Genomic DNA, 13,658 nt, shown 5'->3' on the forward strand with positions numbered 1-13,658 from the left:
AAATGACAAAATTTAGTAATCAAATAGAGTGCCAAGCTTTTAAAGTTATTTAATATCAAAAGCTTGCTTGTTTTTATTCATTTGTGGATAAGAAATAAAAATTAATTTTTAACCATTTTTTGGTCAAATTAACCAAAAAATCCATATACATAAATGAGTTTTATCGAAACGATAAAAAACTCTCACTTTTCAGAAATCGAATTTAGCGCTATTTATTCACAATATTGACATATCACCTATTTAGCATGGGGCTATGGCTTTATTTTGGTAGTTTTTAGGTACTAAATTACTACTGAGCTTTTTAAACTTTGCCAATTCATGGAATAAATTTAAAACCGTTGAATTGGTCTCAAACACTTTATGGAGTGGGTTGTGGGTAAGACATTTAGTTATGACGCGCTAGATGACGATTTTGTTGAAGACGAGTACGAAATGGTCGGGCGTAATCAACACGACAAGAAAAAGCAACGCGTTAAGAAGAAGTTGGAAGACTATCTTGAACAAAAACGCTTGCGAAGAAACTTAGGTGAAGATGATTTTGATGATTATTTGAACGACTAAGTATAAATTTAGATAAAGAGGTGCTGCGCCTCTTTATTGCTTTTTGACGTACGCTTTATTTATGTAATGCTGCTACAATGGTTGATTCTATTTGTTCTGGTTTTGTTAGTGGTGCAAAGCGTTTAATGGCTTTACCATCTTTGCCAATTAAAAACTTGGTAAAGTTCCATTTTATTTTGCGGGTGATAAAGCCAGGCAATTCGGACTTTAGATGTCGAAAAACGGGGTGTGCGTGTTCGCCGTTTACATCAACTTTGCTCATCATTAAAAAGCTGACACCATAGTTGATTAGACAGCCCTCTTTTATTTCTTTAGCGTCACCAGGTTCTTGCTTACCAAATTGATTACAGGGAAAACCTATAATTACTAAGCCCTTATCATGGTATTTTTCATGTAGCTTTTGGAGTCCTTCATACTGTGGCGTAAAACCGCATTCACTGGCTGTGTTTACCACGAGCACAACCTTATTTTCAAAGTCGGAAAAGTCGATAGTTTGGCCTTGAAGGCTAGTAGCAGAAAGTTGGTAAAATTCGCTCATAATGATAACTTTTTATTATTGTTACACTGATTCTAACTTGCTTGAGATTTTTCTAAAAGCGTAAATTTTAATCAGCGAATGCATCGGTTAAATGTTCTATCAGCAAACGTACGCGAAACGGTAATAGATCTTTGCGAGGGTATACTAACCAAGATGCATTATCGCTGACTTGAAACTCATCAAGTACACTCACTAATTGGCCATTACTTAAATAAGGTTCAACAATATCCAGAGCAAGGTGTGCAATACCAACACCCGCAACAGCAGCATTTAAAATAGCTTGTGGATGGTTGCTACGCCAATTACCATCAATGCGAACCTCTTTAACTTGATTATCAATATTAAATCGCCAGCGTTTTCGCATGGTAATTAGACAGTTATGCTCAGTGAGATCAAAAGGTGTGTTAAGAGTTGGATGCTTAGCTAAATACTCTGGGCTTGCTACGAGTGTCATTACGCGTTTACAGAGTGGTCGTGCAATTAAATTTGAGTCTTGCATTCTGCCAAAGCGAATAGCTAAGTCAAAACCTTCTTCAACTAAGTTAACGTTACGACTATTAAAGTCGAGGTCGACTTCAACCTCAGGGTAGCGTTTGACAAACTCTGCGACTTTGGGGGCGACTTGGTTTGCTACAAATTCGCCAGCACCTGTAATACGTATTAGGCCTTTTGGTTGGCGTTGCTCGCCCTGTAATTGATTGTTTGCATCAATCAATTCTTGGCGTATCGCTTTTAATTTAATGGCGTATTCACGCCCTGCATCAGTGAGGCTAATTTTTCGTGTGGTGCGTTGAAATAATACGGAACCTAAACGATTCTCCAGCTGTTGTACTTGCCGACTTATGTGTGAGGTGGATACTTCCATAGCCTTGGCTGCATGCGTAAAGCTACCATGCTCAACGACATATAAAAATTCTTCTAAGCCTTGCCACATTTTCGACCCTTAGGATGCTGCATTTAATTACGACTAGTTTATGATGATTATTGTTGCATGTCTGCAAAAGTGATTATTCATTTTCATCCTTTATCCCTATATAAAAATAACTACAATAGCCGGGTCACTGATTAATACTCACAAATATGAGAGAGTAAGCATGTTAAATTTTAGCTTTGAGAATCCAACCAAAATTCATTTTGGTGAACAACAAATTAAAGAAATTCAAAATGAGATCCCAAAAAATGCCAAGATACTGGTTACTTATGGCGGCGGCAGCATTAAGAAAAACGGTGTGTATGATCAAGTTAAAACCGCATTAAGCGAGCATACTTGGTTTGAGTTTGCTGGTATTGAACCAAACCCTAGCTACCAAACGTGCATGAAAGCAGTCGAACTAGTCAAAGAGCAGCAAATTGACTACATCCTCGCGGTTGGTGGTGGTTCTGTAGTTGATGGTAGCAAGTTCATCGCAGCTGCAGCTGAGTTTGCTGGCGAACCATGGGATATTTTAGCAAAAGGCGCTGAAGTAAAGTCAGCAGTCGCATTGGGTGTTGTTTTAACCTTACCTGCAACAGGGTCTGAATCGAACACCTTCAGCGTGGTATCAAATTTAGAGACACAAGATAAACTACCGTTTGCCAGTGAATTTGTGCGTCCTCGTTTTGCTGTGCTAGACCCTGCTGTGACATTCTCATTACCTGAGCGTCAGGTAACGAATGGTATTGTTGATGCGTTTGTGCATACGATGGAACAGTACCTAACTTATGATGTGGGTGCCAAATTACAAGATCGCTTTGCTGAAGGGATTTTAATGACACTTATCGAAGAAGGTCCTAAAGCATTCTCTGAACCCGATAACTATCAAGTGCGTGCTAATATTATGTGGTCAGCGACTATGGCACTCAATGGTCTAATCGGTGCTGGCGTTCCGCAAGACTGGGCAACTCACATGATTGGTCATGAAATGACTGCTGTGTATGGCTTGGATCACGCTCAAACATTAGCGATTGTATTACCACGTATGATGGCAGAGCAAAAAGACACTAAGCGTGGCAAGTTATTGCAATATGCTGAGCGAGTATTAGGCCTTGATATTAGCGATGAAGATACGGCAATTGATAACGCGATAGCTGCAACAGAAGCATTTTTCCACAGTGTTAAAATGCCAACTCGCTTAAGCGATTACGAGTTGGATGAAAGTGTTGCCGATAAACTTGTGGCTCAGCTTGAACGTCATGGTATGACGGCTCTTGGTGAGCGCGAGCAAGTTACGCTTGAGAAAAGCCGCGCGATTTTACTTGCAAGTGTCTAACTTAAGATTATAAATAATCCCATCCCTGCCAGTGTTGTGTAGTAAATATTGTGTGTTTTATAAGCCACAATAACGGATACGATTGCAGCACTTAGGTAGGGATTTTGCCAATCTAGATTTATCCCTTCGTCATTAATAAACACAATGGGTACCCAAATTGCAGTAAGTACTGCAGGGGCACTAAAACTTAAAAATTGCTGCATTTTCGGGCCGACTTTAAACGGTAGCGCACGGTGTAAAAATAAGTAACGGGTGAAGAAGGTGATACACGCCATCAATAAAATAGTCATCATCATTGTACGTGCTCCTCTTTTGCTCGCCAGCGACTAATTACATAACCCACCGTCATAGCGATAAGGGCTGCTGTGACTAGCCACAGCTGAAAGCCTTGGCTTTTCAATAGCGTTGCAACTGTACCTGCGGTGATCACGGTCGCCAAGGTAGCAAGGTTCTTTACGCCAGGAATAACTAAAGCAATAAAGGTGGCTGCAATGGCAAAGTCAAGACCGAGATTTGTTAAATCGGGGAGCAAGCTTCCCGCGACTATGCCTAGCAGGGTCCAAATATTCCACGCAATATAAAAACTAAACCCAGCACTTAAAGCATAAATAAGGCGTACTTTTGTTCGATAAGCTTTGCGATGGTGCGAGAAAGCAAATAATTCATCAGTGAGAACAAAACTAACAGGAAGCCGCCAACGAAAAGGCTGATCGATGACCTTGTGGCGTACTGCCAAGCCATATAAAAAGTGCCGCGAGCTAATAATGAGTGTGGTAAACAAAATAGTTAAAAGCGGCGTATTGCCAGCCATTAATTCTATGGCGACCAACTGCGCAGACCCTGCAAATACCAGTAACGACATCGCTTGTGTTTCAAATGCGCTAAACCCATTTTGAATTGCTAAAGAGCCACATAAAATTCCCCAAGGTAATACCGCAAGACATAAAGGAAGCATGTCAAAAAAACCTTTAAGTAAGGCTCTTAGAATGGGTTTTTGCATCTTATCGCTCTTGTTTGTTGTTATAGCTCAGATCAAAACACCTATTATTGGAGTGTGTCAAAATCGTCGAAGTTTGCAATAATATACATTTCTTAGGGAGGGTTACAATGTCTAAAGTCAAAGTATGGGATGGCTTTATAAGAAGTTTCCATTGGTTGTTGGTTGCGGCTATCGCGACACTTTATTTTAGTGCCGAAGAGGGCATGCTTGAGCTGCATTTTGCAGCAGGGTATTTCACCCTTGCATTGCTAGTTACTCGTCTTATCTGGGGTCTTATTGGTAGTAAAACTGCGAGGCTCTCAGCACTAATTCACTCTCCTGTTGCTGCGATTAAGTCGTTCACGAGTAATGAGCACAAAGCGGGTCATGGTGCGGCGGGTAGCTATATGGTGATAGCCTTTTTTGCTTTGCTCATCGTGCAATTAACCTCTGGCTTAATGACGAGTGACGATATATTAACGGATGGTCCGCTGGTGGCGCATGTATCCTCAGATACCGTGGAGTTTGCAGGTTGGTTGCATCATCTTAATTTTGATATTTTGTTGTATGCCATTGTGTTGCATGTTTTGGCGATTGTTATTTATCGTATAAAGGGTAAGAACTTGGTAAAGCCTATGCTTACGGGCAGTAGCGATCAAATCTCAGTCACGGAGCCTGTGACTAAATCACCCGTTATGGCATTCGTTATTTTTGCCGTGTGCTTAGTGGTATTATTTACGACTTGGGGAGCAGAGCCTTTAAATTACTTGTTTGGCTAAGGTGCTTCAAAACATTAAAAAAGGCGCTGATAAGCGCCTTTTTTGGTCAACGTTTTTTGCTAGTCTTTGAACGACTTATGGCAATCTTTACAACCTTTAGCCCATGCGCCAAATGCTTTACCAATAACTTTTTGGTCGCCACTTTGTGCTGCAACTGCTAGTTCATCAGCATACTGTTGGAAAGCAACGGCTTTTTTCATAAAGGTTTCGTTGTCGCTCCATACAGCTGCAAGTGCAGATGTATCGCCCTTATCAGAACCCGCTACGAAAGCTTCCCAAGGCATTTTTGATAGTGCTGCTGCATTGTTTGCACGCATCTGAAAACGTTCTGCATCAAAAGGTACTTTTCCTTTTAGCATATCGCCCATGTCACCAATTTGTACGCGAATCATTGAAAATGCCGCTTGGCGGTATTCGATAGCGTCACTTGGCTCTTCAAATACAGAGTCTGCCGATGCGCTAAGTGCCATAGTCGACAGTATCGTACCTAATACTAATTGTTTTAATTTCATTCCTTTTGCCCCTTAATATGTCATAAAGATAAATTAACCGAGTTTTATCTCAGCTAAATAGATTATTCAAGTGTAATGCGGTTAATCTTAACTTAAGTTTAATTTAATCATTTATGTCTATGTCTGCGAAGATCATACCACGGCGCATACTTCGTGTTGCTAAGAAAACTTCACCAAGTAGTGATAAAAAGGCAAAAATGAGTAATGCCATTGCTGCAACAAAGCAGCTGGCAATCGTCACACTTAAATTAATAGATTGAATGTGTGATAAAAACAGACACATGACCACAGCACAGACAAGTAGAGCACTAAGTACGCTTAAGCTAAATGCAATATGGATACAGCGCGAGCGTTTGAGCAAAGCTCTTAATTCGGTCGTTAATGATAGATTAAAATCTTCGTCGGTACTTACTTTTAGCTTTCGCTCAAGCTGTCTTGCGCGGTCGGTAATGCGTGCAAGACGATTAGATAAAACCCCCAGTGTTGCAGCAATACCAGTAATTAAGAAAACGGGGGCTACGGCTGTTTGGATTACCTTTGCCATCGTTAAAATGTTAATGACGTCTGAGTTCATTTCGTCTCGCTTTACGTTAAAAAATACAATATTCGTTTACAAACATTTACAACCCACTGTTTTTTATAAATTATTTTAAAAACAATGGGTTTGAAACGATGTTGTGTCTATTTTTGTGGTTATTGTAATCATAGTGTAATTATTTTGTTGTTCCTATTTGTCGTCCCGTTTTATATTGACGTCGAAACTCAGTTTCAATCACTGTCAAAACGATAACATAACATATCCTAGGGGACCCTATGTCTAATAATCTAATAAAAAGAACAACAGTCGCACTCGCTGTTGCAAGCGCAATGTGTGCAAGTGCTCAGGCAAATGATTTTTCAAAGTATAACCTAGCGGGTAAAAAACTAATTAAGCCAGTTGCTGTTACTAAACAAGAAAAAAATGTAAAAGGTGAAGCAACAAGCTGGTTGGTTAAACTCAAAGCACCTGCAACAGTTAGCGCAAAAACCATGGGGGCTGATATTGCCTCAGTACAAGCGGTTGCTAAGACGGCGCAAGCATCAGTAGAACAAACTATTGAGAGTATGGATTTACCTGTGCAAGTTATTGCTAAAACATCAACACTTGTTAGCTCAGTTGTTGTAAATGGTAGCAAGCAAAATGTCGCAATGCTTTTATCGAATCCTCAAGTTGAAGAGATATATCCTGTCTATGACTATGAGCTACATGTTGCTGGTAGTGCGGATTATATTGAAGCAACCCCACTTGTCTCAAATGGCTTAGCAACAGGCCAAGGGGTACGCGTAGCTGTACTTGATACAGGTATTGACTACACCCATACGGCATTTGGCGGCGAAGGCACAGATGCAGCCTATGCGGCAGCGACGGCAGACCCAACAAGCGTTGATTGGCCACAGGGTAAAGTTTTAGGTGGCTATGATTATATAAATAATGATGCTGATCCGATTGATGTTACAACTAACCATGGTACCCATGTATCTCACTCGGTAAATGGTATTGCGCCTAATGTGGACTTATTTGTTTACTCTGTTTGTGCGGCTAATTGTCCTGGCTTAGCGCAATTACTGGCATTAGAAAACGCAATGGACCCGAATGGCGATGGTGATATTTCTGACCGTGTAGATGTAATTAATATGTCTTTAGGTGGTGATTATGGTGATGTTGCCAATGATGCTGTGGGCTTATTTATAAATGAAGCTGTAAAGCTAGGCACAAATGTAGTTATCTCTGCTGGTAATGATGGTGCATATCCATTTATTGTTGGTGGCCCAAGTACCAGTGAAAATGCACTTTCAGTGGGTGCAATGACTCACCCTAGTGAACCTGATAATGTATTCACCAATGATTTAAATGGCGAAGAAATCGAAACGGGTTTAGCATCGTTCGGAAATACAGATGCGTTTGTCTTGACCAGCGAAGACCATGAGTTAGTTTACCCAAGTGACAATGCAACGGCATGTGTTGACTTTGCCGAAGATGTCGATTTTACCGGTAAAGGTGTCATTATCGATCGTGGTGAATGTGGTTTTTCTGCTAAGGCGTTGCGAGCACAGCAACGCGGGGCTGCTTATGTCATTATTGCAAATAATGCAGAAGGAGGCGCACCTGGCATGGCTGCAGGCCCAGAGGCAGACCAAGTAACTATTCGTGTTATCTCGGTAACACAAGGAGTAGGGCGTCAATTAAAAGAGCAGTTAGCGGCTGGTGAGCAGCCAGTATACCGTTTTCAGTTAGATAAAGTTGTGCTTTCAGGTGCTATCGCAGGATTTACTTCTCGCGGTCCATCAATGGGTGGCTTGCTTAAGCCTGAAATTACGGCTCCTGGTGTGAATATTATGACGGCTGAGCCTGGACTCGGCAATGGTTTAACGGGTGTATCGGGTACATCTTTCTCTGGGCCTATTACTGCAGGTGCTGTGAGCCTCTTAAAAGAAGCACAACCAGAGCGCAATGCGTTAGAGCTTAAAGCGACACTAATGAACACAGCAAATTTAGATGTCACCATGGAGCCTCGTGCAATAAACCCAGATGCTGAACTTGCGCCTATTAGCTATATTGGTGCAGGTTTAGTTGATGTTAATAAAGCTGCTAACTTACCTGTTGCTGCATGGGCTGCTGATACTAAACAAGCGGCACTTTCATTTGGTCTGGTTAACGCTTCTGAGACTGTTGAATTAACAAAAACTATTCAAGTTAAAAACTTCTCGAACGAAGTGAAAGTATATTCGTTATCACTTAATCAGCGTTATCAAAATGACATAGAGCGTGGTTCATTTTCATTAGAGTACCCTGAAACCATCACCGTTCCTGCTGGTCAAACAATGTCATTTGATGTGACGGCAACAATCGACCCTGCTACGTTGCCTGAGTGGACATTGACAGATGATAATATTGGTTCGCAAGCGACAACAGCAGATCTAACTAACTTGGAGTTAGATGGTGCGTTAGTTTTCTCTGATGGCGATGAGCCAGCTTTCCACTTGGTTTATCACGTATTACCAAAAGCAAATGCTGCCATGAGCTTTACACCAGTTGAAACTGAAAGTGGTGTAGCGCATCAGTTGACTAATACAGGCGCGACAACGCTAAACCCTGTTTTTGCACCAACAGTGATGACTGATGATATTGATGAAGCGCATCGCTTTGATCTAGCGGGAGCATCGATTGAAACATTCCCAGTTACGGCGGATATCTGTGAAAGCGGTTATGTGACTTTAACAACCGTTATTCTAAATGAGGGTATTACTCACTCATACGTTGCGGGCTTAATGGCTGACTTTGACCTTGATCAAGATGGTACATACGATGTAACAGTACAAAATGGTAAGCTTGAATGGTTTTTTGAAGATATTGAGCCGGGCACAGCAATCACTTTCACTCATGGTTATGGCAGCGCTTCTGGACAACTGGATAATATCTTTCAAATTATAGGTAATAATCATTTGACCTTACAAAGTTGTTTGGAGGCGTTTGGCTTAACGGCGGATGACCTAGACAATGTAACTGCAAATGTTCGTTTTAGAACAGAGGAAGAGTTGTGGACACCACTGGCGACAAACCTAGGTGATGTTGCAATGGGAACTTATACGTTCAGTGATGCATCTGAAAATGTCTACGCGGCCTTAATTGATGACGCAGGGAATGCTGTAAACTCATTAGCACCTGGAGAGTCTGCAACTATGCTTAATGCTGGTGCTGATTTTTTAATTTTATCTGATTCAGGTTCGAAAGCATATGTTGCTACTCCGCAAAGTGATGCTAACACTTCGCCTGTTTTAGCGGATGCTGAGTTCTCAGTGGATGAAAATGCAGAAAATGGCACGGTAATTGGCACGTTAGAAGCTAGTTTTGGTGCAGACCTTGCCAGCCCTGTTTCTGAGTTTATTGTAATCAGCTCGACTTCTACAGCTGTTTCAGTCACTTCCGAAGGTGATGTTGTGGTAATGCAACAAGATATTTTGGATTATGATGCAGGAATGACAGCCATTGAACTTGAAGTTGTTGTCAGTGATAAGTCAGGCAATATCTCGGATCCCGCCATGGTTACTGTACTTGTAAATAATCTTGCAGATGAAGCATCTGAGATGCCAGCAGAACCTGCTCCTACAGCAAATAGATCGCGTTCATCGGGTTCTCTTGCATGGTTAGCTCTTTTAGCTGCGCCGTTTGCATTTGTGCGTCGCCGTAAACAAAAGTAGATAATCAATACGTTTGAATAAAGGGAGCTGTAGCTCCCTTTTTACATAGCTTCACAAAGCCTACTTATATCGTGACTTAATTTTACTTATATTAAAGTCGGGATAAAAAATAACTCAGGAACCCTATGAAAATTAGTCACTCTCTTTGTTTATTGGCTGTACCACTCGCCATTGTTGCAGCGTGTAACAAAATTCCTAATTCTGTACATGAATCCAGCGCATTTTCTGCTGTAGAAAAAGTGAACACGTTGGCACCTGTGGCTAACAAAGTACCTTATGAGATGACTCTTCATGGTGATACCAGGGTTGATAACTATTATTGGATGCGTGACGATACTCGCACTGACCCACAAGTTCTTGCCCATTTAGCAGCTGAAAATAGTTATGTAGAAAAAATGATGGCTCATACAGATGCTTTACAAAAAAAGTTATTTGAAGAGTTGAAAGGACGTATTGAAAAAGATGATGAATCAGTACCTGTAAAAATGGGAAGCCATTATTATTTTTCACAAACTCATGGTGATAATGAATACCCTGTTTATATACGAAGTACTGATAAGCAAGGACTGCATCAGCAGGTTATTTTAGACGTAAATAAGCTTGCACAGAATCATGATTATTTTGCAGTAACAGGGCTTGATGTAAGCCCAAATGGCGCTTTATTGGCCTATGGTGAAGATACGTTAAGTCGACGTATATACACGGTAAAAGTTAAGGACTTGACTACTAATCAATTATTGCCGGATACAATTGAAGGCAGCGAAGGTGATGTTGTTTGGGCGAATGATAATAAAACCTTTTATTATATTAAAAAAGACCTACAAACCTTACTGGGATACCAAGTTTTTCGGCACAGGTTAGGCACGTCTCAAGCGGATGATGAGTTAGTGTACGAAGAGCATGACACTAGCTATTATACCAGTATTGAGAAGAGTAAAGATCACCAAGAAATTTATATCAAGCATAGTAGCACGAGTGCCTCAGGGGTATCGGTTATTGATGCAAACGATATCAGTGCCATGCCAAAACGTTTAATTGTACGTGAAACTGGACTTGAGTATGACATTAAGAAATTAGGTGATTGGTACTACATAATCACAAATTTAAACGCCGTAAATTTTCAATTAATGAAGGTGCGTCGTGAACAAGCTCACGATAAAGCAAATTGGCAAACGCTGGTTGCTGGGCGCGAAAACATCAAGCTGGAAAGTATTGAGTTATTTAGTAATCACCTCGTATACGAAGAGCGAAAAATGGGGCAAACCTATTTAACAATTCGTGATTTACGTGATCAGCAAGAACAAGTGATTGCCTTCAAGGACCCGACATATACAGTTTCTAGCTATGACAACTATGAGCTAGATAACCCTAACTTACGTGTTTACTATTCAAGTATGACCACGCCAAGTACAAGTTACGATATTAATTTAGAAAACGGTGAAAAAACGCTTCTCAAGCAGCGTAAAGTGTTAGGTGGCTTTAACCCAGATAATTATGCATCTGAGCGGATGTATGTGACAACGCGAGATGGTGTCGATGTACCTGTGAGCCTCGTTTATCGTAAAGATAAGTTTGATAAAAACGGTACTAATCCGTTATTACAGTATGGCTATGGTTCGTATGGTGCGACGATGGATCCAAGTTTTTCGAGTTCGCGATTAAGCTTACTTGATCGCGGGTTCGTATTTGCAATTGCGCATATCCGCGGCTCACAAATGCTAGGGCGCCCATGGTACGAAGATGGCAAGTTGCTTCATAAGAAAAACACATTTAACGATTTTATAGATGTAACAGAATCTTTAGTTGCACAAAAGTATGGTGACAAAAACACTATTTTTGCAATGGGGGGCAGTGCAGGTGGCTTGCTAATGGGGGCGATAGCAAACCAAGCGCCAGAACTTTATAAAGGAGTGATTGCAGCCGTTCCTTTTGTTGATGTTGTAACAACGATGCTTGATACCAGCTTACCGCTTACTACCAATGAATATGATGAATGGGGCAACCCTAATGATAAAAAGTATTATGATTATATGTTGTCATATTCACCTTATGATCAAGTGAAGCAACAAGCCTATCCAAATATGTTGATCACAACGGGGCTACATGACTCACAAGTACAATATTTTGAACCTGCAAAGTGGGTGGCAAAATTGCGTGAGCTGAAAACTGACAATAATGTATTGCTCTTTAAAACCGATATGGAAGCAGGACATGGTGGTGCGTCAGGACGATTCAAAAGTTTAGAAGATACCGCACTGTATTATGCTTTTATGCTTGATTTGGCAGGTATCAAACAATAATCAATATACGCACCAGTGGGTGATTCGACCTTAAACTGGTGCATGCTTCGTTAAGTTAAAGCGAAATTGGGTCCCCTTACCCAGGGTACTTTGTACTTCAATATCACTATTCATTAGTTTAAGTAGCTGTTTGCAAATAGCTAAGCCTAGTCCACCTTGACCCCGTTTAATGCTATTACGTGCTTGGTAGTGAGGTTCGAAGATTGCCGTTAACTCATCAGCGTGAATGCCTACACCCGTGTCAGAGACTGAGACAAAAACTTGTTCGTTGAGTTGAGACACTTCTACAGTGATTAATCCTTTGGAGGGGGTATGGCGTATCGCATTTTCTATAAGGTTAGTAAGTACACGCTCTAGTTTGGCAATGTCTGCTGTAACTGGAAAGTCGCAAATTTTGGGAGTGACTTTTATTGTTACCCCTGCTGCTTCAGCGTTTAATGCTAATTTGGCGACACAGTCGTAAATTAATTCGCCAAGATTAAACGTTTCAGTTTTTATCTTTACTTGCCCACACTCTAAATTAGCCAGTTCAAAAATTTGTTCAATTAACAGCTTCAATTGTTGGCAATTATCCATTGCCAAGGTCAGGTAACGTTGTTGCTCTTGATGACTGAGCTGAGAATATGGCTTTTTCATAACCTCAAGAAAACCATGTAGTGAAGCAAGTGGCGTTTTTAAGTCGTGTGATAAATGAGTAAGTAATTCTCGGCGCTGTTTATCTATTTGCTGCAAAGATTTAAACTGCTCATCAATACGGGATAGCATGCCATAAATCCCTTTACTTAAGTTGCCAATTTCGTTATTCCCCATATAGCTCGGGCTAAGCGCCATTTCTGTGAGGCTGTAGTTGGCAGCTTTTATTCGACTTACCTCTTTATTTAATTGTTTAAGTGGTGAGGTGAAAAAACGAAATAACAGTAACATAGTGATAAATAGCGCGACCATAGCAGCTACAAACCACATTGCCCCTAGCCAAACTGGATTATCACGTTTTACCTCGTGTAGCGTTGCATCAAAAGCTTGACCACCAATAATCATATACAAGTAACCTTGTAGTTTTTGTTGATTATAAACAGGGGCGGCAGAAAATATTTTTTGACCCTCAATGTTACGGGGGTCATCACCGTAAATAGGTGTAGAGCTTGGTTGTGAAATTAATTTTTTTATTGGGCTTAGATTTATTTTTTGCCTCACTACCTTGCCTGGTTTGGCTGAATAGGTCAGCAAATTACCTTCTGGGTCTACAAAGTAATATTCGAAAGCAGGTCCCAGCACCATTAAGGTATGAAATAAATTTTCCAGCGCCTTATAGTCATATACACCTTGCTTTATTAATGGGTTGTCGTTTACAAGGTGCTCAGCGAGGTGTATGTGTAATTGCTGTTGTGCTTGGTGCTGAGAGTGCTGTTCAAGCTTTTTGCTCCAATTAAATATAAGCGCACACAACAGGCTAAAAATAATGACTAGTGACCAAGCTAGTTTTTGGTAAAGGGTCATCGAA

At 40.7% G+C, this 13,658-nt stretch carries 12 protein-coding genes; 5 read left to right on the forward strand and 7 right to left on the reverse strand.

Translation table 11 applies throughout. The features are described from left to right. Positions 1-372: 372 nt before the first annotated feature. Positions 373-561, forward strand: coding sequence for a PA3496 family putative envelope integrity protein (locus LY624_RS00360; RefSeq protein ID WP_083515317.1), 189 nt, complete (start codon positions 373-375; stop codon positions 559-561). 55 nt (positions 562-616) lie between these two features. Here the strand turns inward: LY624_RS00360 and LY624_RS00365 are convergent, their stop codons facing one another. Both LY624_RS00365 and LY624_RS00370 read right to left on the reverse strand, forming a co-directional pair. After that, entirely contained in the window at positions 617-1,099 is a 483-nt protein-coding gene (locus LY624_RS00365; protein ID WP_130150266.1) for a glutathione peroxidase, read from the reverse strand. Positions 1,100-1,166: 67 nt separating this feature from the next. Then, entirely contained in the window at positions 1,167-2,033 is an 867-nt protein-coding gene (locus LY624_RS00370) for a LysR family transcriptional regulator (RefSeq protein ID WP_341803629.1), read from the reverse strand. Positions 2,034-2,193: 160 nt separating this feature from the next. Here LY624_RS00370 and LY624_RS00375 point away from each other — a divergent pair, with 160 nt between their 5' ends. After that, positions 2,194-3,348: an iron-containing alcohol dehydrogenase gene (locus LY624_RS00375; protein WP_341803630.1), complete on the forward strand. Its 1,155-nt coding sequence runs from the start codon at positions 2,194-2,196 to the stop codon at positions 3,346-3,348. On the opposite strand, the gene LY624_RS00380 is transcribed toward LY624_RS00375, so the two are convergent. Together LY624_RS00380 and LY624_RS00385 are read right to left on the reverse strand one after the other, a co-directional pair. Beyond that, positions 3,345-3,644, reverse strand: coding sequence for an AzlD domain-containing protein (locus LY624_RS00380; protein ID WP_130150272.1), 300 nt, complete (start codon positions 3,642-3,644; stop codon positions 3,345-3,347). The two genes, LY624_RS00375 and LY624_RS00380, sit on opposite strands and share 4 nt — an antisense overlap. Then, positions 3,641-4,348: an AzlC family ABC transporter permease gene (locus LY624_RS00385; RefSeq protein ID WP_341803631.1), complete on the reverse strand. Its 708-nt coding sequence runs from the start codon at positions 4,346-4,348 to the stop codon at positions 3,641-3,643. Before LY624_RS00385 ends, LY624_RS00380 begins: the two co-directional genes overlap by 4 nt. A gap of 107 nt (positions 4,349-4,455) precedes the next feature. On the opposite strand from LY624_RS00385, the gene LY624_RS00390 reads away from it, so the two are divergent. Continuing rightward, positions 4,456-5,106 carry a cytochrome b/b6 domain-containing protein gene (locus tag LY624_RS00390; RefSeq protein ID WP_130150275.1) on the forward strand — a complete coding sequence of 217 codons (651 nt, stop codon included), beginning with the start codon at positions 4,456-4,458 and terminating at the stop codon, positions 5,104-5,106. A gap of 59 nt (positions 5,107-5,165) precedes the next feature. On the opposite strand, the gene LY624_RS00395 is transcribed toward LY624_RS00390, so the two are convergent. Both LY624_RS00395 and LY624_RS00400 read right to left on the reverse strand, forming a co-directional pair. Then, entirely contained in the window at positions 5,166-5,618 is a 453-nt protein-coding gene (locus LY624_RS00395) for a c-type cytochrome (protein ID WP_062569450.1), read from the reverse strand. A gap of 103 nt (positions 5,619-5,721) precedes the next feature. Beyond that, positions 5,722-6,192 (reverse strand): DUF2721 domain-containing protein, encoded by a 471-nt coding sequence (locus LY624_RS00400; protein ID WP_062569451.1) that lies wholly within the window; start codon positions 6,190-6,192, stop codon positions 5,722-5,724. A 239-nt stretch (positions 6,193-6,431) separates the two neighbouring features. Here LY624_RS00400 and LY624_RS00405 point away from each other — a divergent pair, with 239 nt between their 5' ends. Together LY624_RS00405 and LY624_RS00410 are read left to right on the forward strand one after the other, a co-directional pair. Then, positions 6,432-9,857 carry a S8 family serine peptidase gene (locus LY624_RS00405; protein ID WP_130150277.1) on the forward strand — a complete coding sequence of 1,142 codons (3,426 nt, stop codon included), beginning with the start codon at positions 6,432-6,434 and terminating at the stop codon, positions 9,855-9,857. Positions 9,858-9,982: 125 nt separating this feature from the next. Continuing rightward, complete coding sequence (locus LY624_RS00410; protein WP_130150279.1) at positions 9,983-12,157, forward strand: S9 family peptidase; 2,175 nt, start codon at positions 9,983-9,985, stop codon at positions 12,155-12,157. Positions 12,158-12,187: 30 nt separating this feature from the next. On the opposite strand, the gene LY624_RS00415 is transcribed toward LY624_RS00410, so the two are convergent. Continuing rightward, complete coding sequence (locus LY624_RS00415) at positions 12,188-13,654, reverse strand: sensor histidine kinase (RefSeq protein WP_341803632.1); 1,467 nt, start codon at positions 13,652-13,654, stop codon at positions 12,188-12,190. Positions 13,655-13,658 lie beyond the last annotated feature (4 nt).

The organism is Pseudoalteromonas sp. N1230-9 (assembly GCF_032716425.1).
Lineage (GTDB): Bacteria > Pseudomonadota > Gammaproteobacteria > Enterobacterales > Alteromonadaceae > Pseudoalteromonas.